The organism is Methylobacterium sp. Leaf88, from assembly GCF_001422795.1.
Classification (GTDB): domain Bacteria; phylum Pseudomonadota; class Alphaproteobacteria; order Rhizobiales; family Beijerinckiaceae; genus Methylobacterium.
This window is the reverse complement of record NZ_LMMK01000003.1, coordinates 40,129-60,790: the sequence shown is the minus strand read 5'-3', so window position 1 is coordinate 60,790 and position 20,662 is coordinate 40,129. Positions and strand designations below refer to the sequence as shown.

The window sequence follows — 20,662 nt, the reverse complement described above, 5'->3', positions numbered from 1 at the left end:
CGCGGGGCGCCCCCGGGCAAGGGGCGCCCCGCGACGGATCAGTCGATCCGGTCGCTGCGGCGCAGCTGGGCCGGCAGGGCGAACAGGCTGATGGCGGCGGCCGCGAGGCAGAGCCCGGCGATCACCCAGATGGCCGGGGTGGTCGATCCGGTCAGGTCCTTGACCCAGCCCACCATGACCGGGCTGACGATGCCGCCGAACTGCCCGAGGGTGTTGATCAGGGCGATGCCGCCGGCGGCGCCGACCCCGGTGACGAGCTTCGGCGGCAGGGTCCAGAAGGTCGGGATCGAGGCGACGATCCCGGTGCCGACGAGGCAGAGGGCCAGCATCAGCGGCACGATCTGCCGGTCGAACAGGCCGGCGGCGAAGAAGCCCAGGGCCGCCGCGATGGCGAGGCCGGCCACGAATTTCGGTCGGTTCCCGGAGGCGTCGGACAGCCGCCCGATCACCACCATGCTGATCGCCCCGCAGATGTAGGGCAGCGCCGCCAGGAGCCCGACCAGGCCGGTGCTGGCACCGCTCGCCGTCCGGATCAGGTCCGGCCCCCAGAAGTTCAGGCCGTAGGAGCCGATCTGGAGCAGGAAGTAGATCAGCCCGACCTTGAGGAAGCCGGGGCTGCGGATGGCGCCCAGGAGCGAGTGGTCGCCGATCCCGCGGTTGGCCTCGGCGATCTGGCTCGCCACCAGGCTCTTCTCGGAGTCGGTGAGCCAGCGGGCATCGGTGACGCGGTCGTCGAAGCGGCGCATCACCAGGGCGCCGAGGAGCAGGCAGGGCAGGCCGCCGGCAAGGAACAGCCACTGCCATCCGGCCAGTCCCGCGACGCCGTTGAGCGAACTCAGGATCAGCCCCGAGACCGGGGCGCCGACGATGCCCGAGAAGGCCGAGGCCACGAACAGCATCGAGGTGATGCGCCCGCGGCGCGAGGCCGGAAACCACAGGGTCAGGTAGTAGAGGATGCCGGGGGCGAAGCCCGCCTCCATGGCGCCGATGAGGAAGCGCAGGGCGTAGAAGTGCCATTCCTGGGTGATGAACACCATGGCGGCGGTGGCGAGCCCCCAGGAGATCATGATCCGGGCGATCCAGCGCCGGGCGCCGACCCGGTACAGGATCAGGTTCGAGGGCACCTCGAAGATGACGTAGCCGACCACGAACAGGCTCGCGCCGAGGCCGTAGGCGGTGTTGCTGAAGCCGAGGTCGCTCTGGAGCTGGAACTTGGCGAAGCTGATGTTGATGCGGTCGAAGAAGGCGAACAGGTAGCAGACCATGATCAGCGGCATCAGCCGCCAGGCGATCTTCCGGTAGGTGGCGGCTTCGCGGGTCTCTGCGGGCGCGCCGAGGGCGGCCGGAGCGGCGAGGGTCATGGTGTCTCTCCCTGGAGGCGTCTCGATGGCGCGCCGCCCTTATCCGGGCGGTCTTGCGGGTTCTGCCGATCTTGCGTGTTGGGCTTGTCTTGCGTCGAACCCCCGCCTCAGGCCGCGATCCCGGGCGGCGGCGGGTGGAGGTCGCCGGGGCGCCCGGCCTGGGCCACCTGCCCCGGGACGGGATGGCCGACGAGGGCCGGCAGCCCGCGCGACAGGGCGATCAGCCCGTCGAGGTCGAGGCCGGTGGGGATGTCCATCTCGTGGGCCATGCTCACGAGGTCTTCGGTGCAGATGTTGCCGGTGGCCCCCGGGGCGAAGGGGCAGCCGCCGAGGCCGCCGAGGGCCGCGTCGAAGCGCCGGGCGCCGGCCGCCCGCGCCGCCAGCACGTTGGCGAGGCCGAGGCCGCGGGTGTTGTGGAAGTGGAGCGTCAGCGCCTCGGCCGGGACGAGCCGGAGGGCGCGGGCCACGCGGTCGCCGACCTGGCGCGGGTTGGCCATGCCGGTGGTGTCGGCCAGCGTGATGCCGTCGATCCCGAGGGCGCGGTAGCGCGCGACGATGTCGAGGACCCGCTCCGCCGGCTGGCCGCCCTCGAAGGGGCAGCCGAAGGCGGTGGCCACCGTCGCGTTGAGGCGCACGCCGGTGCCGCGCGCCGCCGCGACGATCCGCGCGAAGGCGTCGAGGGAGGCCTCGCGGGTCAGGCCCATATTGGCGCGGTTGTGGGTCTCACTCGCCGACATGACGAGGTTGAGCTCGTCGGCGCGGGCCGCGAGCGCCCGCTCGGCGCCCTTCAGGTTCGGCACCAGGGCGACGTAGAGCGTGCCCGGGCGCCGGGTGATCCGGGCCAGCACCTCGGCGGCGTCGCGCAAGGCGGGAACCGCCTTGGGCGAGACGAACGAGGTCGCCTCGATCCGGCTGAAGCCCGCCGCCGAGAGGGCGTCGATCAGCGCGACCTTGTCGGCGGTCTCGACGAAGGCGGGCTCGATCTGCAGGCCGTCGCGGGGCGCGACCTCCTGGACGATCAGGGGCGTCTCGTCGCCCGGGCTTCCGGTCCCGCTGCGCCTCAGGCCGCCGCTCACGCCACCGCTCCCGTGGTCCGCAGGGCCGCGATCGCCGCGGCGTCGTAGCCGAGATCCGCCAGCACCGCGTCGGTGTGGGCGCCGAGGGCCGGACCGGACCAGCGCACCTCTCCGGGGGTCTCGGAGAGCTTGGGCACGATGCCGGGCATCTTCACCGCCGTGCCGCCGGGCAGCGCGGTCGGCAGGATCATGTCGCGGGCCTGGTAGTGCGGGTCGGCGAGGATGTCGGCCACCGAGTAGATCCGGCCGGCGGGGACCTGCGCCGCCTCCAGGGCCTCCAGCGCATCGGCGATGCTGCGCGCGCCCGACCAGTCCGCGATGGCCGCGTCGAGCCGCGCGGCCTGGGCCGAGCGGCCGTCGTTGCTGCGCAGGGCCGGGTCGTCGGCGAGGTCGGGCCGGCCGATCGCCCGCATCAGGCGCCGGAAGATCGGGTCGCTGTTGCCCGCGATGACGACGTAGCCGCCATCCTGGGTCGGGTAGGTGTTCGAGGGCGTGATGCCCGGCAGGGCGCCGCCCGTCCGGGTGCGGACCTCGCCGAGGAGATCGTATTCCGGGACGAGGCTCTCCATCACGTTGAAGACGCTCTCCACCAGCGAGACGTCGATGACCTGGCCCTTGCCGCCGGCGGTCTTGACGTGGAGGAGCGACATCAGCGCGCCGATGACCCCGTGCAGGGAGGCCAGGGTGTCGCCGATGCTGACGCCGACGCGGGCGGGCGGGCTGTCCGGATGGCCGGTGGTGAAGCGCAGGCCGCCCATCGCCTCGCCGATGGCGCCGAAGCCCGGCCGGTCGCGGTAGGGACCGGTCTGGCCGTAGCCGGAGATCCGGACCATGACGAGGTTGGGGTTGAGGGCGGAGAGGTCCGCCCAGCCCAGCCCGAGCTTCTCCAGCCCCCCGGGGCGGAAATTCTCGATGACCACGTCGGCGCTGGTGGCGAGCGCCCGCACCACCGCGGCGCCCTCCGGCGCCTTCAGGTCGACGGCGATGGATTTCTTGTTGCGGGACTGGAGGTACCACCAGAGGGAGGTGCCCTCGTGCAGCTTGCGCCACTTGCGCAGGGGATCGCCCTCCCCCGGTGCCTCGACCTTGATCACCTCGGCACCGAACTCCGCCATCAGGCGGGCGGCGAAGGGGGCGGCGATGAGCTGTCCGAGTTCGAGAACGCGGATTCCGGCGAGCGGTCCGGCCATGAACGGTTCCTCCGGTGGTCTGTCGGCGACGGTCTTCTCGGATCGTCTTCCTGCCCATCGATAGCCGCGCAGGGCCGGCGAAGGCCAACCGTCTTTCGGCGACGACCGTTCGCGTCCGGAGAACGCTTCGCGGCTCAGGCCGCGTCGGCGGTGAGGCTCGCGACGAGGAGGCTCGCCGCCGGGGAGCGTTCGCCGGGGCGGGAGACGATGCGCAATTCGCGCTGGGCCCAGGGGTCGGTGAGGGGGATCGCGGCGAGGTCCATGGCGCTTCCCAGGAGGGCGAAGACCCCGAGGGGCACCACGCCGAGCCCCATATCGGCCTGGGCCATGCGCAGGACCGCGTCGAAGCCCGGCACGTGGACGCGCAGGCGCAAGGGGCGGCCGATGCTCTGCGCCTCGCCGCGCACGCTGGCATAGATCGAGCTCTCGGCGTGCAGCCCGACGAAGTCGTGGTCGAGGGTGTCCCGGAAGGCGAGTGCGGGCCGGTCCGCCAGGGGATGGTCGTGGCGCATGACCACGACGAGGCTGTCGCGGCGGTAGAGCACGCTGGTCAGGTCTCGGGCCGGGATACTGCCGGAGCAGATGCCGAGCTCGGCCAGGCCCGCCTCGACGCCGGCCACCACGCCGCCGCTCGGGCGCTCCTCCAGGCTGATCTTGATGGCCTCCTGGCGCGCCAGGAAGGCGCGCAGGTCCTCGGGCAGGAACTGCACGATAGCCGACAGGTTGGCGAACATCCGCACGATGCCCCGGACGCCCTTGGCGTGCTCGGCGAGCTCCACCACGATCTGCTCGACGTCGTGCAGCATGCGCCGGGCGTGATGGAGCAGGGTCTCCCCGGCCGGGGTCATCACCATGCCCCGCGCCTGGCGCGTCATCAGCTGGACGCCGAGACTCTGCTCCAGCTCGACCAGGCGCTTGCTGACGGCGGAGGGGGCGATCGCCGCCCGCCGGGCCGCCTGGGTCAGGGTGCCGTCCTCGCACATCGCCACGAACAGGCGCAGCGTCGTCGGATCGAGGCGCCGCAGGAGCGTCGGGGCCAGCATGTCCATCCCTCTCACCGGCCCCGACCGGCGCGGACTGCACCCCGGGGCTCCGGCGAGACTACAGCGCCGGACGGCCCGACGGACCAGCCCGGCGGCGGCAGATCGGCGCGTCCGTCTCCGAAGGCCCGGAGAACCGGCCTCCGGGGCCGATGGGTCGGCCTCGGGCCAGCGGACGGCGCCGGCGACGCCCCAGACGCCCGGGCCGTCGGCGACTACGGGGCCGCGCGAATCCCCCATGCAGACCTCAGCCCCGCCGCGGGCGACCGCGATGAGGAGGCCTGTCGTGGTGCGCAGCACCGGGTCGAGGCGGGTCGTCCTGAGGAAGCCGATGCCCCTGGCGCGACAGCCCCGCCCCGGTGAGGGTCAGCGCCTGGGGCACGGTGGGCCGGCCGAGCCGGAGCGGTTCGCGTCCGGGCACGGGCCGGGAGAGCCGCAGGACGGCGGTGTCGAGGGACAGGGCTGCAGGCGGGAAGACGCGGACGGCAGGTCGTCCGGGAGGGTGTCGCAGCGGGCGAGCGCCGCGACCCGGTCGGTCCGCGTGCTCGGGCGGGCCCCTTCGGACCGGACGACCGCCGAGGCGACGGAATCGTCCCGCACGCCATGGCCGGCGGTGCGGACGAGGTCCGGGGGGTGACCACGCCGGCGCAGCGGTTCGGGCCGATCGCGACCGCGTGGCGGCGGCCGACGCTCGCCCTGCCTTTTCGGGGTCTCCCGCTTCGGCTTCCCGCTCTGCCCCACGACCTCGACACGTCGCTGCCCCTGAACGACGGGCGCTGCCGGACCCCGACGGATCTCGGCCGCCACGACGCGGCCCCTCGCGCCGCCCGCAGTGCCGGAGGTTCCCGCGCCGCCGACGTTCCCGGTGCCACCCTCCGAACGCCCAAGGGGGCGGACAGAGGCCCCGGAGAGGTGAAGGCGCTGCCCGGGTGAGAATGAGCGCGCCATCGCGGGCCCTGCGATGGTTCTCGGCCGCGACACTCTTCCGAAGATCAGAGCTTCGGGTAATGCTTCGGATTCTCTACCCCTTCGCAAGCATCCTGCCCTGAATGATCGCGATATCCGGCGTCAGACCCAGCATGATCCGTCAAAAGCGACTTATTCGATCCTGATGCTGATCGGAGACGATCATACTTTTTGACTATATATTTTCGAGGATCGCTATGATCTAATATCAAATGTCGATCTTCGGTGGCGACTTCAGAGGGGCACGTGTTCGGATCTTTTATCCGCAAGTTCGAACCTCGTTTCAGTCTTTCGGATGCGGACCGGGACGCTCTCGAGCAGGCCAACGTTCACGGCCGCTTCGTCGGTCCCCGGACGGACATCGTCTCGGAGGGCGACGTTCCGGATCACCTCCACATCATTCGCAGCGGACTGGCCTGCCGCTGCAAATTCCTGCCGGACGGGACCCGGGTCATCCTCGCCTTCCTCATTCCGGGGGATGTCTGCGATCTCAACGTGCCGATCATCGGTGCGCTCGACCATTCCATCGCGACGCTCACCCTGTGCGAGGTGGCGCGGGTCCCGCACGACGTTCTGGGCCGGCTCACGGCCAGCTATCCGTCGCTGGATCACGTCCTTCGCTGCGCCGCGCTGGTCGATGAGGCGATCCTGCGCGAGTGGTTGCTCGTCGTGGGGCATCGCCCGGCCGACAGGCGGCTCGCGCATGTCTTCTGCGAACTTCTGGTGCGCTTCCAATCCGTCGGGCTGGCGACCGGGAACGGGTACGAGCTTCCCCTCACGCAGGTCGACCTGAGCGATGCGCTCGGATTGTCGCCCGTTCATGTGAACAGGACGCTCGGGAGCCTGAAGCGCCGGAGGCTGATCGCCCTCGACGGCAAGCGGGTGGCCATCCCCGATGTCGAAGCGCTCAAGGACTTCGCGATGTTCGACCCGGCCTACCTGCACCTCGCGCCCGAGGCGAACGCACCGCGTGTGGCGTAGGCCGTCGGCCCGCGATGCCGCGGCCGTTCGGAGGCATGACGCCACCGCCGGCGCCTGTTTGGAGAGGTCCAGACACCAGCGGTAGCGGCTGTCATCATGGACAGCTTGCCGACCATGATCCGCGGTCTTTCGCTTGCATTGCGATGGATCAATGCCGCCCGGCGGCGTGCTGAACAGGATTCGCGTCCGGTGATCGCGCTCCTTTAAGGCCTTCCCGCACGTACGAGCCGTCGCGGCTCTTCGGGGCCTGTGCGGAGGGATCCATGCCTCGGTACTTCTTCGACATCTACGACGGACACACCGAGCGCGACGATGTCGGCACGGAATTCGCGGGTCCGCGGGAAGCCGTCCTTCATGCCAAGCGCATCCTGCCCGAGATCGCGATCCACGAAGGTTGGGCGGACGGACATTGCCAAGCCTTCACGGTGCTGGTGACGGACGACGAGGGCCATCCGGTGTATTCGGCCGCCCTGTGTTGCATCGGAACCTGGTTGCTTCGCTGATCGCCGGTCCGGGCCCCCCGTCACGCCGGGGAAGCCCCGGCTGCGTCCGGCGCCGGCCCGGGCCGGGTTGGCGAAACGCCGCGCCAGGGACAGGGCGCCCGGGTCAGGTGACGTAACGGTCGGTGGCGTAGAAGCCGGGGTTCGAGCGGACGAAGTCGATCATCCGGCAGAGGCCGTCATCGATCGACATCCGCGGCGCCCAGCCCATGGCGCGGCGCGCCAGACCGTTGTCGGAGATCAGCTTGAGCACTTCGCTCTGCTCCGGCCGCATCCGCTGCGCCTCGGTCACGATCGGCTTGTCGACACCCATCAGTTCGAGGATGCGGTGGGCGAACCAGCCGACCGAGTAGGTCTCGCCCGTGCCGAGATTGATCGTCATCCCCTCGATGCCCGGCTGCGAGCCGGCCGCGAGGAAGCCCGCCACCGTGTCGGAGACGTAGGTCATGTCGCGCTCCGGCGTCAGGGAGCCGAGGCGGATCTCGTCCCGGGCGAAAGCCTGCGAGATGATAGTCGGGATGAAGGCGCGGGCACTTTGGCGCGGCCCGTAGGTGTTGAAGGGCCGCAGGGTCACGACCGGCAGCTCGAACGAGCGGGCATAGCTCTCGGCGAGCTTGTCGGCGGCGATCTTGGAGGCGGAATAGGGAGACTGCCCCTGGAGCGGGTGGGTCTCGTCGATCGGCGTGCGCAGGGCCGTCCCGTAGACCTCCGAGGTGCTCGTATGGACGATCCGCCCGACGGCGCTGCGGCGCCCGGCCTGGAGCACGTTCAGGGTGCCCTCGATGTTGGCGCGGACGTAGCTGCGCGGCGCCTCGTAGGAATAGGGTATCGCGATCAGGGCGCCGAGGTGCAGCACGACGTCCAGGCCCTCGAGGGTCTGGTAGATGAAGTCGCTGTCCTCGATGTTGCCGAAGGCCACCGTCATCGCGGCCCGGACCTCGGGGTCGAGGAAGTCGAGGTTGCCGACCCGGGCGCCGGAATTGTAGCGCACGATCGCCGTGACCTCGGCGCCGGCCCGCACCAGGGCGTCCACGAGGTGGCTGCCGATGAATCCGCCGGCGCCGGTCACCGCGACCCGCTTGCCCTGCCATGCTGTTCCGTCCATCTCATGCTCCCCAACGGCTTTACCGAAACACAGTTTCAAGTAGTTCAGCGCACGGTCAGGATCTGCGCAATCGACACAAACGGATTAGGAAGCTTTCAGCGGGATTTCGGGCGTGGGCCGAAGGATGCTCAGCGCTCAGCACGGGCGTGCGGCTCGCGCAGGACCCGGTCGAGCAGGATCTGCCCGACGTAGGGGCGGTGCCCGAGGGCGCGTTCACGGGTGTAGATCTCGCGAATGGTCGCGCTGTCCTCGGCGTCCCAGTAATCCAGGCTGAGGATCGGCACCGGCGGCTCCGCCTCGGCGAGGGGGCGCAGGGCCTGCCGGTGCGGGTCGAGTTCGCGGGGCTCCGTCCAGCGGTAGCCGTTCGCTGGGGCGTCGTAGGTCGTCAGCAGGCTCTCGGCGACGACCCCGTCGACCTGCCCGATGAGCTCGGGCAGCAGGGCGTAGCCGCGATTCATCAGCAGCATCCGGTCGGGATGGCGCCGGCGGATGGTTCGGACGAGGTCGATGGCGGCCGAGCGCATGCCGGCATAGCGCTCGGGGTCGGTCTGCTCGAGATGGGGCGGGGTGTCGAGGGTGTCGAAGAACAGCCCGGAGAACCCGCGCTCCAGCAGAGCCGGAATCGCGACGTCCAGGATCAGGGCACGCCAGGCGGGCCGGCGCACGTCGCACAGCACGGTGTCGGGCCAGTTCGGGTTCTCGCCGAGGAGGAGATCCGGGTCGTCGAGCTGCGCGAACAAGGGACTCGTGCGCTTGATCTCGCCGAGGCTGAGATAGCCGAGCACCTCGGTTCCGAGGTCCCGCATCGGCGTCAGGGGGCTCTTGAAGCCCGGATCGAGCACGACGAGGTCGAAGCCCTCGAATGCGGCCGGCTCCAGGTCTTCGCCGTAGAACAGCGTCCAGGCCAGATGGGGGTGGCGGAGCCGGTCGCGCGCGCGGGCCGGCCGGTCGAGGAGCAGGCCCGCGGCCCCGAGGCCGGCGAGCAGCCGCAGGACGCTTCGGCGCAAGATATTGGGGCGCAGGATGCTGGGATGCAGGATGCTGGGATGCAGGATGCTTGGACGCCCGACGCTGCGGCGTCCATCGGCGGGATCACGCATCGCTCGACCTTCTGAATCGAAAGTAGCGGCGAACCGGCCGGGCCCGTGCCTCGGCCGGCCGCAGGGACGTGTTGTTGGTGACGAAGGCATGGAAATGCAGCCAGGGCAGCTCGTGGGCGAGGAGCGTCACCGCGAGGAGGAACGTGAGGGCCGAGGCGAACAGGTTGCCGTATCCGAAGAACGGGAATCCGAGGGGCAGGAGGGCGGCGGTGAGCGTTCCGTTCAGGATGCAATACGTCGCCGAGACCGCGAGGGCGTGGCGGCGCAGGTCGAAGTAGAGCAGGAAGATGAAGCAGAAGGAGGCGCTGGTCTGGAACACCATTCCGACCAGGGCCGCCCGCAGGATGCCCATCTGGCTCGCCCGCAGTCCGAGGGGTTCGATCGCCACGTAGGAGACCAGGATGGCGATGAGGGCGACGGCCGCGAGGGCGATGAACAACCCGGACAGCTTGGCCATGACGAAGCGCGACAGGCGTGCCTGCTTTCGCGCGAGGTCGCGACGGCTGACCCCGTGGGCGAGGCTGCCGTAGAAGGCGCGGCTCAGGCGGAAGAAGTTGGTCTCCACGTGGACGAAGAACACCGCCAGGATGGGGATCGACGCGAGCTGCGCCCAGAACATCGGCGTGTCGTAGTTCGGCATAGTCCGGAAGGCGCCGCCCACCGTGGTCACGCCGACGGGCGCGGCGACCCACATGATGAGCTTGTCGACCCAGAGGCCGAGGGCGCAGGTGAGCCCGATCAGCGGCAGGTCCCAGTGCGTGCGCAGGGACCGCGCCAGCGCGGCATCGGGCACGAGCGCCACCCCGTATTCCTGCAGCAGGCGGCGGGCGAGGACGAGGTCGACGACCGTCAGCCCGATGTTGAAGGCCGTGAGGAGCCGGAGCGGCTCGCTGCTCGGGGCGATCGCGATGAGCGCGACCATGACGGCCGCACCGGCGCCGAAGGCCACGGCGACGATGACGTGGCTCCGGATCGCGCCCATGAAGGGGATCAGGAGCCAGGCCGCGCCCATCAGCAGCAGGTTCTGCAGACCGGCCACCGTATCCGGGCCGGGCAGGTCCGCCGCGAACAGGTAGAGCGGGCCGGCGACGACGAGGGCCGCGGCGGCGAAGAGGGCCTGCGCGGCGACGAACGCGTAGGTGACGCTCGTGTCGCGCTTCAGCCAGACCTGGTCCGAGACGAAGCGCGTGCAGACGAAGGCGATCGGGCCGGTGAGAATCGCCGAGATCAGGGCGTTGTAGATGATGACCGAGCGGAAGAGCGGCAGTCCGGGACAGTCGTCGGTGGGACAGGCGGCGAGATCGATGCCGCCGATCGCCAGGACCGTGAAGATCCACGGACCCGCCACCAGCAGGGCCGCGTAGACGTAGGCTCCGGCGGTGCTGGTCAGGGAGCGCCCCTGCGTCATGCGCTCGAGGGCGAAGCCTAGGCCGGCCATGGAATCCTCCCGATCTCCGCCGCCGGACCGTCATCCCGCAGGGATTGAGAGCTTCGGGGGGCTGGTGGATCGAGCGAGGCCGGGTCGAGCGACGCATAAAGCGCCTCGTAGAGCCCGACGACCCGGTCCTGATCGAACACCGTACGGATGCGCGCGCGCAGGCTCCGGCCCATGCGCGCCCGCAGGTCGCCGTCGCGCAGGAGGCGCGCGAGGGCATCGGCCGTCGCCTGCGGGTCGCAGGCGCGCACGACGAATCCGCCCGCCGTGTCGGAGTCGGGCCCGTCCGGTCCTTCGAGAATCTCGCGGCACGAGCCGACATCGGTCGTCACCGCGGGCACGCCGGCGGCTCCCGCCTCCAGGATCGACAGGGGCTGGGCCTCGCTGATGCTGGTGAGGGCGATGACGTCGGTCTGTCCGAAATAGGTCTTCACGTCCTGAACCCGGCCGAGGAACCGGACGGTGTTCTGCAGGCCGAGCTGGCGCACCAGGGCCCGGCACTCGGCCGCGTAGGCGGGATCCTCGTCCTCGGGCCCGATGATGATCGCGTCGACGTCGGGGACCTGACGGCGCAGCAGGCCGGCAGCCTCGATGAAGGTGCGGATGTCCTTGATCGGGACGAGGCGGCCGACCAGGAGGACGGTGGGGCGGCGCGGCTGCGGACCGGGCGGGATGTCGGCGAACTGGTCGAGGCGGATGCCGTTCGGGATCATGCGCAGCTTCGCCTCGGCTGCCCCGTCCTCGATCTGGTAGAGCTGGTTGGTCCGGAACTGCGTCGTGATGAGGTCGGCGACGTCATAGGTGATCCGCGCCATGGCGTTGAAGGCGTTCAGCCAGACCCGTCGCAGCTCGGGAGCCGTGCCGGTGACGTCGAACCCGCCCGCGCCGGACTCGTAGATCCAGTCGGCGACGGAGAGCTCGATCCGGCGCTCGTTGGTGTAGATGCCGTGCTCGGTCACCACGAAGGGCCGCCCCGTCAGGGCCTTGGCCCGGGCCCCGAACAGTCCCGGATAGCCTGTCGAGATGGCGTGATAGATGCGGGCCGGCGGGATCGGCGTGGTGGCGATCGCGATGAGGCTGCGGGCCAGGAAGCGCCAGGTCCAGAAGAAATCGACGAGGGGCGCCCCGGGGAGCATCTCCTCGTAGATCCGTTCGAGCGCGGTCCAGGCCGGGCGCGAATCGAGCAGGGCCCGCTGCCGGAGATCGCACCGGTCGAGCTCCCGGACGCACCGGACCCAGGCCTGCGCGCCCCCATCGGTGAGGACGGCCTGCAGGTCCCGGATCAGCGGCGCGATCGCTTCCCGCCCCCGCAGGAGCGGCAGGCGTCCCGGCGGGCAGGCGTCGATGGGCACGTCGACGATGCGCTCGACGTTCGCCGGAAGGTCGAACTTCCGGGTCCGTTCCTGGTCCGAGGTCGTGAAGGCCACGAGGCTGAAGCGCTTGTCCGGAAAGCTGCGGATGAAGCTGTCGGTCCAGGAGGAGACGCCGCCGAGGAGGTAGGGGTACCCGCCCTCCACGAGCAGGCACACGTCCGATGGGCCGGAGGCGGTCTGCGCGCTCACGGCAGGGCCTCCCGCGGGAGGGGCGGGGTCGGAGCGCCGCTCTCGGCCTCGATGGCGGCCAGCAGCGCCCGGGCGGCCGTGTTCTCCGGTTCGGCCGCCAGGGCCTGGCTCGCGGCGACGCGGGCGGCCGCCATCTCCGTGCGGGCCTGCAGGGGCTCCGTCAGGCCCGACTCGGCGTAGGCGCGGCGCGCCGCCGCGAGGGCGAGCCAGGGGCCGGCCGCGCCCGGGGCCTGGGCGACGGCCACCTCCAGGGCGATGAGGTCCCGGGTGAAGCGGGTCTGGAGCTTGGCGAGGACCGTCGAGGCCAGCACGCGCACGGAGGCGTCGCTATCCTGGAGCGCGGCGCGGATCACATGGGTCAGGCACGGATCGAAGCGCCGCCCCACGATCGCCAGCGCCTCGAACTTGGCTTCCTTCGCGCCGCCATCGAGGATGTCCGCCAGGGGCACCACACTGCTGGCCTTGCCGACCCGGAGACGCCCATCGCGCAGGTCGCTGCTGAGCCGGCCGCAATCCGTTCGCGGGTCGAGATGACCCTCCGTCTCGAGCCAGGTTCCGAAAGCCTCGGCCGGTCGCGGAGGCGCCGCGCCGCGATCGAGGAGGGCGAGGCCGATCGCCAGGAGGGTGCCGAAGGGACCGCCGATGAAGGTCCAGAGGGTGAGGTGCGCCAGCCGCGCCGCCTCGCCCGGTGCCTGAGCGTCCTGCAGGGTGCGCAGGCCGAGGATCAGGCACAGGCCGACATGCCCCGCGAGGACGACGACGGGACCCACGAGGGCATGGAGCAGCGCCGCGGCGAGGGCGAGCTCCCCGAGCGCCGTGGCGAGGGCGACCACGGTCGGGGAACGGGGGACGCGAAGGTGCGCGTCCCAGGCGGTCCGGGGCCGCGCGGCGGCGAGCGGATCCGGAACGTCGATCAGCATCGCTCCGCCCCGGCCACCAGGCTCCCCATGGCCAGCGCCAGGTCCAGCGCGCGCGGCGCGGCTTCGGCGAGGGTCTGGTTGGGCAGCAGGCCCTCGATCAGGAGCAGGCCGCGCGGGCCCGGGGCGCCGTGGGCCGGAAGGGCGACGGCGAGGACCGCGCCGTCCGGCAGTCTCCGGGCATCCGCGGCGCGATCCCGGCGCCAGAGCCGGTCCGGCGCCTGCGCGACGGCTTCGGCCAGCATGCCATCGATGGCCGGTGCGGTGTCCCGGTCGCGCGCTCCGCCCTCCGCGACCGTGGCCAGGGGGGCGAGGCCCCGGGGCGTGGCCGCGTAGACCGTGAGTCGGGAGGCTCCCACGAGCCGGCGGCCCAGCTCCGCCAGGCTCGTCGCCAGGCGGAGGCCATCCTCGGCGTCCAGGCAGGCGAAGGCCTTGCTCACGCTGCCGAGGGTGCGGGTCTCGGCGGCGAATCGGAGTTCGAGGCGACCGATCTCCGCCATGGCGGCGGAGAGGCCCCGGCCGAGGCTGTCGGCCTCGTCGAGGGCGTCGTCCCGCTGCTGGCGCAACTCGGCCGCGTGGAAGATGTGGAGGCTGCGCAACCCGCCGAGGACCAGGGCGCAGGCCAGCCACGCCGTCGGCTCGGCGACGACCTGGCGTGAGTAGGCGTAGTAATCCTGGGTCGCGAGCTGCGAGGGCAGTGCCGAGCTGTACAGCGCCAGGGTCGCCACCAGGGTGGCGAAGACGCCGCCCGCGAGGCCGTACTGCGCCGAGATCAGGATGACCGGGATCCAGAACGGCCGGGGTGTCATCCAGGCATAGCGGCTGCCGTCGAAGACCAGGTGGTCGATCAGGACCAGGAGCAGGACAAGCCCGATGGCCTCCGGGACGTAGCGCCGCCATCCCAGCAACGGGCTGGACCGATCCTGATCCGATGCGCCCCGCTCACCCGCCGCCGCAGTCGTCACCGCATGGCCCCCCCCACAGGCATCCGCGGCAGGCCATCGAAGTCGATCGCCGGCGCACCGCAAGATCCTGAAACATCTTGAAAAGAGCAGGAATTCAGCTGGGAAGAAATATCGCCTGACCTAGCGATCTTGGATTAGCGCAGGACCAATGCTGTCATCCGTCCGTGTTACCCGTCCGGCCGCCCGTCTTCCGCCCGGCCGAGGGCGCGCGCCCGGTCGGCCGGGCGCGGCTCGGATCCGGGCGGCGGACGAAGCCCCGGGTCGGACCACATCCGTCCGATCCCTTGGGGATGGCGGATGCGGGCTTCGCTCGAGCGCCGCGCCGGCTTGCCGATACGGACACCGCTTCGCGATCGAGCGGAGCCCGCATCAGGCGTTGTGCGTCACCGTCAGGGTCTGCGCGGCCTTCGCCTGATCCGCGGAGGGCCGCGCGTGGAACCAGGCGCCGCCGAGATGGGGAGCCCAGGACACCACGCCTTTGGTGTTCACCAGATAGGCGAGCTCGGTCCGGTTCTTGGCCTGGAGCTTCTTCATGATGTTGCGCACATGCACCTTCACCGTGTTGGTGCACATGTTGAGCTCATAGGCGATCACCTTGTTCGGCTTGCCGATCTGCAGGACGCCGAGCACGGCCGCCTCGCGCTCCGTCAGCCGGACCGACCCGCGTCCGCGCGCCTCCGCGGCCGGAGGCGCGGGGGGCGTGCAGACGATCCCGGACGGGACGAAGCAGCCGCCGGCCAGCACCAGGGCGATGGCGCTCTGGGCCACCTTCACGGAACTCGTCATCGGGATGAATCCGCTGAGCCCCCGTCGCATCGCCTCGGTGACCTGATGGTAATCCTCGAGTTCCGACAGAAGGACGATCGGAACGCCGGGACTGACGCTGACGAGGGTATCCAGCTCGCTCTCCATCTGGGCGATGCTGCGATGGGTCGCCGCGATCACGATGACGGAGGCCGGGGGCCGTTCCGTCGCGGCCTTCTGCCAAAGTCCGACGCTGCAGAAGCCCAGGACCTGGGGGGCGTCGGCACTTTTCTGGATCTGGGAGATCAAGCTCTCCCGGAACAGGACCCGGGGGTCGATGATGACGACCGTGGATTGTTCAGCCCTCGCAACGGAAATGCCCGATTCGATTGCGACGAGTGACATAGTCAGCCCTCCCATGCGGTCTTCGGCATGCGCCGACTCCAGCGCCACTCGTGAGATCCGAGATGTGTGCCGCGACGATTTGATTAGCTACATTGGGATTGTGCGGATTACAAGCGATTACTTAACGATCGTTTCAGTATTAATCTTTGATAGAATATCGGTAGTTTTTCGACTTCCGGAATAGGGAATTACCGGTCTCCTTCGGGATCGATCGCGGAAATCCGGCTCCGAATGCTCTGCTGAAACCTTGTGGGCGCTGGCCTCGGCGCGCGCAGGCTCCCCACTGGCGGCTGGGAGCTGTCCTCCGTGCGCCACAGGGGGAGCGGACGGTACGGTTCCCAAGCGGCAACGCTCACGGTCTCCTACGTCTGTTGACCGAGGATCGCCTGCGTCCGTCGAGCAGATCCCGATGAAAAAGGAGGTCATCCTTTAGCGAAAAAGCATTAGTTTCACCGGTTTTGGACGCATTCGCGGTATCATACAGCTTGAAAACCTTAGTTTTGAATTCTTGTGTTTTGTTTTTTACTTGCTCTCATGGCTCGCATCGGAGCTTGGGTGCGGACAACACGTCATGTTGGCCAGTCACGGCACATCGTCGATCGGTCGTCCTCGTGAACCCGGACGCGCGGGTGCGGCGGGGCGGCCATGAGGATCGGCTGGCGCTTCCTCGGTCTCTGGGCCTTTGCCGCCGCCGCGACCGCCTACGCCCTCTCGCCCGGCTCCGAGGAGCAGCTCGCGATGCTGGCGCGGGACGGGCGAACCAGCGAGGCTGCGAGCGAGTTGGCGCGGCTCCTCGCCCTGGGACGCCGGGATCCGGCCTTCCTCGCGGCGGCCGCGCGCGCCCTCGAGTCCACCGGCAACCGGGGGCTCGCGGAGGATCTCCTCGAGCGGTACCTGGTGGAGCGGCCCGGGGACGTGCAGGTCCTGGAATGGCTCGCCAATCTCTACCGGGCGTCCGACGACCGTCCGGCCGCCACCCGTACCCTGGTGACCCTGGTGGCCCTGGCCCCGACCCGGCCGCGCCTGTGGGCGCTCCTCGACCTCTACCGGGCCCAGGAGCGCCTCGACGAGGAGCGCGAATTCCTGAAGGGCATCGTCGACGAGACGCTGCTGCGGCCCGTGGACGTCGAGCGCCTGGGCATTCTCCTGTCCTGGGCCGGGGAGCGCGCGGCGGCGTTGGACGCCCTGCGCCGGGCCGACGCGCTGATGCCGGCCACGCAGGAGATCGGTCGGATCGTCCTGTTCGACCTCCTTCTCGCCGAAGGCCTGCGGGAGGAGGCCGCCGAGCGCGCCGGTCATTGGGTCGCCGATTGGCGCGACAAGCCCTGGCTCGGCGTGCACGTGGTGCGCCGGATGGCGGCGCGGGGGGACCCGGCTTCCGCCGTCGCCCTCGGCGCGCAGGTGATCGCCCTCAGCCCGGCGACGCGCTTCTACCTGGCGCGGGTGGTGGCCGAGGACGGGAGCCGGCGCATCGCCACTATGCTCCTCGAAGACTGGGCGCAGGGCGGTCCACAGCCTTCCTCCGACGCGGTGGCCGGCTACGTGGCGGCCGCCTATGCGGTGGGAGACGTCGCGGCGCTCTGGCGCAAGGCCTCGCGGATCCTCGCCGAACCCGGCTGGTACGAGGCGCAGATCGCGATCGTGGAAGCCCTGGCCCTGCGCTACGGCCTCGATGCGATCGCGCCGCTGCGGCCCCGCCTGCCCTGGGCCGCCCTGCAGCGTCAGCCCCTGTTCGCCGCGCGGCTGGCGCTGCACGAGGGCAACCCGTTCCTGGCCCGCCGCGTCCTCGAATCCGTCGATCCGGAGACCCTGACCGCTCCGGCCCGGATCGAGTGGGTGGCGCTCGTCAGCCTGATCTCCGGCGACGCGGCGGCCCTGGCGGCCCTGGGCGATCTCCTGCGCCGGGACCGGCTCCCGACCGACCTGCTCCCGGTCCAGCTGCGGCTGGCCGAGCGCCTCGGCCATGGCGGAGAGCAGCGCCTCGGCCTCGACGCCCTGCGTCGAAGCGCCCTCGCCCCGGCGACCATCGCGCGGCAGGCGCAGGCCCAGCAGGCGCAGGTTCAATCCACAGCGAAGGCCGGGCTCGACGCCCGGAGTGTGCAGTGAGCGGCGCCCCGACGACACCCCGATCACCGGGGCGAATCCCACGAACACGCCGAATCCCACGAACTCAAGGAGCCGAGGTCATGTCGAGATGCCGAGCCGTCGCCTTCGCGGTGCTCACCCTTCTGGCCGGTCGGGCGGCCCTGGCCGAGGGCGGGCCGGTCCTCCGCGCCGGGGACCGGCTCAAGATCACCTTCTATGAGACCATGGAGATCCCCAATCCGGCGCCCGGCGACAAGGGCCAGTCCGCGGGCGCCGCCGCGGTGATCCAGACCTTCTACCAGCGGGTGGACCTCTCGGGCGAATACGCCGTCGAACAGGGTGGCGCCCTCTCGCTGCCGTTCTTCGGCTTCGTCCCGGCGGCCGGAAAGCCCCTGGAGACGCTCAAGACCGACCTGATGGGCGTCTTCGAGACCGCCTTCGGCCGGCACGGCGGGGTCACGGTCGGCCTCGTGCAGCGTGCGCCCGTCTTCGTCGTGGGGTCCGTCCGCGCGCCGGGTGCCTACCCGTACGCGGGCGGCATGATCGTGCTGCAGGCGGTGGCCCTCGCGGGGGGGCGCGACAAGGATCCCGCCACCCTCTCGGGGGTGGTGGAGACCCTGCGGGAACGGGAGCGGGAGGACGGTGCCCGCACCCGGCTGAAGCGCGCGCTGGCGCGCAAGGCCGCGCTGACCACGGGACGGATGGGCACGGAGGCGCAGGAGCGGCTTCGGACCCTGGCGGGACCCGAGGAGGCGACGGCTCTCCTGGGCGCCGAAGCGAAGGTGCTGCGCCTGGAGGCGAGCCTCCAGGCCAGCGACGAGGGATCGCGCAAGGCCGCGGCGGACGCCTCCGGCACCGAGGTCGACCTCCTGCGCAAGCGCCTGGAGACCTATGGGGCCCAGATCGCGGCCCGCGGCGACCGGTTGCGCACCATGGAGGCGCTGTTCTCCCGGCAGGTGGTCGAGAGCGAGCGCGTCGCCGACGTCCGCCGCGACTTCATCGACATGGAGGGACGCCGGCGCGACTACGAAGTCGGGATCCTGCAGGCGGAGCAGCGCCAGAGGATGGCCCGCGAGGCCCTGGACCAGGGCAATGCCCGGCACCGCCTCGCCGCCGAGCGCGAGATCGCCCTGATCGATGCCGAGATCGTCTCCGCCGAACGCGCCCTGTCGACGGCCTCCGTCGTGGGCGCGACGATGAGTGCGGGCTGGGCACGCGATCCGGTCCTCGCCTATCGCATCGTGCGCAGCGGGGCTGGCGGCGCACAGGTCCTCTCCGTCACGGAGACCGACACCCTCGAGCCCGGCGACGTGCTCAAGGTCGTGATCGATCCGCGCGGAGACGAGCATCCCCGGAACGCCACGGCCGAGGCGACCCCATCCCGGGCCGACGCGGCACCCTAGCCGTCGGATCGAACGCCGGACGGTCGGCCCTGGCCGGCGGCGGATCGCGGATAGGTCGCCGGGCTTGTCGCCCGCGGCCGGCCGTAGGGCGCGAGCGCCGCCGCGCACGCGGCGGGCCAGCATCCGCACCGCGCCGAGCCGCCGGCGGAAGGTCTCGGGCCCGGCCTGCGCGATTCGCCGCTCGTCGCGGCCGTCGAGGGTGCGGCAGGCGTCCGAGAGCGCCGGGAAGCCGAGCGTCCCCGCCGATGAGACGCAGCTGTGGACCTCGAAGCGCAGGCCGTTGCGAGCCTCCTCGGTCTCGGCCTCGTGCAGGAAGCGCGTGTCCAGTTCCTCTGCGAAGGCCAGGAGGAGGCCGGTGGTGCGCGGCGCGCCGATCAGGGCGACGATCTCGTCGTACGACCATCTCGTTTTCGATGCGGCGATCGACGAGGCCGGATTCCGCGACCGCCTGGTCGGCGGGCGGCATCGCCCCCGACCCCGAGCACGGCCATTTGTCGACCATCCGGTCGAGGGCGGCCCGGTTGAACGGCTTGCCGATAGGGTTGTCCATCCCGGCCTCCCGGGACGTCCGGATCTGCTCGGGCAGGACGTTGGCTGACATGGCGATGATCGGCGCCGCCAGGCGTTCAACTTCGTTGGATGCGATCGGCGACCTGCGCGTGCGCTCGCCTAGAGCGGAGCCGTGACCGGGCAGGCCACGCATCAACCTCGTCGACGAAATTCGGTCCATGAGACTTTGCGGGAGGGACGTCCCGCCGGCACGTGGGAGCCCGGAGCGATGTCCGGGCTTCACGCTTTGGAGGGGCTCCCCCCAACTGCTCTACACCGTAGCGAAATCGGGTTAGTGCGCGCGTCCCTTGGATGCGGCCGCTAAGCCCACCATGGCGGTTGCTATGGAGTCTTAAAAATCCGTTAATCCCTACTGCGAGGACAATATTCGTCAGCCACAAATTCAATTTCAATCGGAAAATTTAGGAGGGCGCAATGCTTGAGGTCGTTCCGGACCGGGCAGATCATCATCTGAGATCTTCGGAATCCGCGCATGCGTTGCATCTCTACGACGCGGCATCCGAGCGCCTGGCGCCGCAGATCACCTCGACGCCGGCGATCAAGCAGGCGGTGGTGATGGCCGGCGGCAAGGGGACGCGGCTTCATCCCTACTCGGCGCTGTTCCCCAAGCCCCTGATGCCGCTCAACGACATGCCGGTCCTGGAGCTGCTGCTGCGCCAGATGAAATGCGCGGGCATCACCGACGTGATCCTGGCGGTGAACCACCTCAGTCACCTGCTGGAGGCGTTCTTCCGGGACGGCGAGCGTCTGGGCCTCAACATCCGCTACCGGCTGGAGGACCAGCCCCTCGGCACCGCCGGCGCCCTCGGCGCCATGCTGGACGACCTCGACGAGGCCTTCTTCGTCACCAACGGCGACCTTCTCACGACCCTCAACCTCAAGAACATGATGGCGGCCCATCGGGAGGCCGGGGCCGACATCTCGATCGGCGTGTTCGAGCGCGAGGTGAAGATCGATTTCGGCCTGATCGAGATCGACGAGCGCAGCCGCATGACGGCCTATCGCGAGAAGCCGAAGAGCACGCACTTCGTCAGCATGGGCGTCTACGCCCTGTCGCGGGAGGCGGTGCGCCAGCACCTCGTGCCCAACACCTTCCTCGACATGCCCAACCTCATCGCCCAGGTGAAGGCGGCCGGCGGCGACGTGGCCTGCTTCCACGAGGATTGCGTCTGGCTCGACATCGGGCGTCCCGACGACTTCGCCCTCGCCCAGCAGATGTTCGTCTCGGATCGCAGCCTGTTCCTGGCCTCGTGACCC

At 70.4% G+C, this 20,662-nt stretch carries 17 protein-coding genes; 6 read left to right on the top strand and 11 right to left on the bottom strand.

The annotated features are described in order from the left end of the window. Nucleotides 1-38: 38 nt before the first annotated feature. The 4 genes from ASF20_RS01620 to ASF20_RS01605 all read right to left on the bottom strand — a co-directional run bounded on the left by ASF20_RS01620 (nt 39) and on the right by ASF20_RS01605 (nt 4,670). A complete protein-coding gene (locus ASF20_RS01620; protein WP_056215539.1) occupies nt 39-1,361 on the bottom strand; it encodes an MFS transporter in 1,323 nt (440 codons plus the stop codon). Between the two features lie 107 nt (nt 1,362-1,468). Then, on the bottom strand, nt 1,469-2,437 hold the full coding sequence (locus ASF20_RS01615; protein ID WP_244476293.1) for a hydroxymethylglutaryl-CoA lyase: 969 nt from the start codon (nt 2,435-2,437) through the stop codon (nt 1,469-1,471). Beyond that, entirely contained in the window at nt 2,434-3,627 is a 1,194-nt protein-coding gene (locus ASF20_RS01610; protein WP_056215542.1) for a CaiB/BaiF CoA-transferase family protein, read from the bottom strand. The genes ASF20_RS01615 and ASF20_RS01610 overlap by 4 nt, the downstream gene beginning before the upstream one ends. Before the next feature lie 134 nt (nt 3,628-3,761). Next, nucleotides 3,762-4,670: a LysR substrate-binding domain-containing protein gene (locus tag ASF20_RS01605; protein WP_056215717.1), complete on the bottom strand. Its 909-nt coding sequence runs from the start codon at nt 4,668-4,670 to the stop codon at nt 3,762-3,764. A 1,209-nt stretch (nt 4,671-5,879) separates the two neighbouring features. On the opposite strand from ASF20_RS01605, the gene ASF20_RS01590 reads away from it, so the two are divergent. Together ASF20_RS01590 and ASF20_RS01585 are read left to right on the top strand one after the other, a co-directional pair. Next, entirely contained in the window at nt 5,880-6,614 is a 735-nt protein-coding gene (locus tag ASF20_RS01590; RefSeq protein ID WP_056270124.1) for a Crp/Fnr family transcriptional regulator, read from the top strand. 263 nt (nt 6,615-6,877) lie between these two features. Beyond that, nucleotides 6,878-7,117, top strand: a complete 240-nt coding sequence (locus tag ASF20_RS01585) for a hypothetical protein (RefSeq protein ID WP_056215557.1) — start codon at nt 6,878-6,880, stop codon at nt 7,115-7,117. A 103-nt stretch (nt 7,118-7,220) separates the two neighbouring features. Here the strand turns inward: ASF20_RS01585 and ASF20_RS01580 are convergent, their stop codons facing one another. The 7 genes from ASF20_RS01580 to ASF20_RS01550 all read right to left on the bottom strand — a co-directional run bounded on the left by ASF20_RS01580 (nt 7,221) and on the right by ASF20_RS01550 (nt 15,347). Then, entirely contained in the window at nt 7,221-8,219 is a 999-nt protein-coding gene (locus ASF20_RS01580; protein ID WP_082501118.1) for a GDP-mannose 4,6-dehydratase, read from the bottom strand. A gap of 128 nt (nt 8,220-8,347) precedes the next feature. Continuing rightward, nucleotides 8,348-9,319: an endo alpha-1,4 polygalactosaminidase gene (locus tag ASF20_RS01575; protein WP_056270120.1), complete on the bottom strand. Its 972-nt coding sequence runs from the start codon at nt 9,317-9,319 to the stop codon at nt 8,348-8,350. Then, nucleotides 9,312-10,757 carry an exopolysaccharide Pel transporter PelG gene (gene pelG / locus ASF20_RS01570; protein WP_056270118.1) on the bottom strand — a complete coding sequence of 482 codons (1,446 nt, stop codon included), beginning with the start codon at nt 10,755-10,757 and terminating at the stop codon, nt 9,312-9,314. The genes ASF20_RS01575 and pelG overlap by 8 nt, the downstream gene beginning before the upstream one ends. Next, the gene (gene pelF, locus ASF20_RS01565; RefSeq protein WP_056270114.1) at nt 10,745-12,316 is read right to left on the bottom strand and encodes a GT4 family glycosyltransferase PelF; all 1,572 of its coding nucleotides are present in this window, start codon (nt 12,314-12,316) and stop codon (nt 10,745-10,747) included. The genes pelG and pelF overlap by 13 nt, the downstream gene beginning before the upstream one ends. Then, nucleotides 12,313-13,236 carry a hypothetical protein gene (locus ASF20_RS23750; RefSeq protein ID WP_056270110.1) on the bottom strand — a complete coding sequence of 308 codons (924 nt, stop codon included), beginning with the start codon at nt 13,234-13,236 and terminating at the stop codon, nt 12,313-12,315. The genes pelF and ASF20_RS23750 overlap by 4 nt, the downstream gene beginning before the upstream one ends. Beyond that, nucleotides 13,230-14,141 (bottom strand): hypothetical protein, encoded by a 912-nt coding sequence (locus tag ASF20_RS01555; RefSeq protein WP_056270109.1) that lies wholly within the window; start codon nt 14,139-14,141, stop codon nt 13,230-13,232. Before ASF20_RS01555 ends, ASF20_RS23750 begins: the two co-directional genes overlap by 7 nt. 426 nt (nt 14,142-14,567) lie before the next feature. Beyond that, nucleotides 14,568-15,347 (bottom strand): response regulator transcription factor, encoded by a 780-nt coding sequence (locus ASF20_RS01550; protein WP_056215579.1) that lies wholly within the window; start codon nt 15,345-15,347, stop codon nt 14,568-14,570. Nucleotides 15,348-15,992: 645 nt separating this feature from the next. Here ASF20_RS01550 and ASF20_RS01545 point away from each other — a divergent pair. From ASF20_RS01545 to ASF20_RS01530, 4 genes are all read left to right on the top strand, one after another. Next, nucleotides 15,993-17,453: a hypothetical protein gene (locus ASF20_RS01545; RefSeq protein ID WP_056270106.1), complete on the top strand. Its 1,461-nt coding sequence runs from the start codon at nt 15,993-15,995 to the stop codon at nt 17,451-17,453. An 80-nt stretch (nt 17,454-17,533) separates the two neighbouring features. Next, nucleotides 17,534-18,835: an SLBB domain-containing protein gene (locus ASF20_RS01540; RefSeq protein ID WP_056270105.1), complete on the top strand. Its 1,302-nt coding sequence runs from the start codon at nt 17,534-17,536 to the stop codon at nt 18,833-18,835. A 355-nt stretch (nt 18,836-19,190) separates the two neighbouring features. Next, nucleotides 19,191-19,433 carry a hypothetical protein gene (locus ASF20_RS01535; protein WP_156647926.1) on the top strand — a complete coding sequence of 81 codons (243 nt, stop codon included), beginning with the start codon at nt 19,191-19,193 and terminating at the stop codon, nt 19,431-19,433. Nucleotides 19,434-19,882: 449 nt separating this feature from the next. Next, a complete protein-coding gene (locus ASF20_RS01530) occupies nt 19,883-20,659 on the top strand; it encodes a sugar phosphate nucleotidyltransferase (RefSeq protein WP_244472537.1) in 777 nt (258 codons plus the stop codon). Nucleotides 20,660-20,662 lie beyond the last annotated feature (3 nt).

Excerpts from the sequence above, each read along its gene's own strand:
- ASF20_RS01620 (WP_056215539.1), bottom strand. The coding sequence starts at position 1,361 with ATGACCCTCGCCGCTCCGGCCGCCCTCGGCGCGCCCGCAGAGACCCGC.
- ASF20_RS01610 (WP_056215542.1), bottom strand. The coding sequence starts at position 3,627 with ATGGCCGGACCGCTCGCCGGAATCCGCGTTCTCGAACTCGGACAGCTC.
- ASF20_RS01605 (WP_056215717.1), bottom strand. The coding sequence starts at position 4,670 with ATGCTGGCCCCGACGCTCCTGCGGCGCCTCGATCCGACGACGCTGCGC.
- ASF20_RS01585 (WP_056215557.1), top strand. The coding sequence starts at position 6,878 with ATGCCTCGGTACTTCTTCGACATCTACGACGGACACACCGAGCGCGAC.
- ASF20_RS01580 (WP_082501118.1), bottom strand. The coding sequence starts at position 8,219 with ATGGACGGAACAGCATGGCAGGGCAAGCGGGTCGCGGTGACCGGCGCC.
- ASF20_RS01575 (WP_056270120.1), bottom strand. The coding sequence starts at position 9,319 with ATGCGTGATCCCGCCGATGGACGCCGCAGCGTCGGGCGTCCAAGCATC.
- pelG (WP_056270118.1), bottom strand. The coding sequence starts at position 10,757 with ATGGCCGGCCTAGGCTTCGCCCTCGAGCGCATGACGCAGGGGCGCTCC.
- ASF20_RS23750 (WP_056270110.1), bottom strand. The coding sequence starts at position 13,236 with ATGCTGATCGACGTTCCGGATCCGCTCGCCGCCGCGCGGCCCCGGACC.
- ASF20_RS01550 (WP_056215579.1), bottom strand. The coding sequence starts at position 15,347 with ATGTCACTCGTCGCAATCGAATCGGGCATTTCCGTTGCGAGGGCTGAA.
- ASF20_RS01545 (WP_056270106.1), top strand. The coding sequence starts at position 15,993 with ATGAGGATCGGCTGGCGCTTCCTCGGTCTCTGGGCCTTTGCCGCCGCC.
- ASF20_RS01540 (WP_056270105.1), top strand. The coding sequence starts at position 17,534 with ATGTCGAGATGCCGAGCCGTCGCCTTCGCGGTGCTCACCCTTCTGGCC.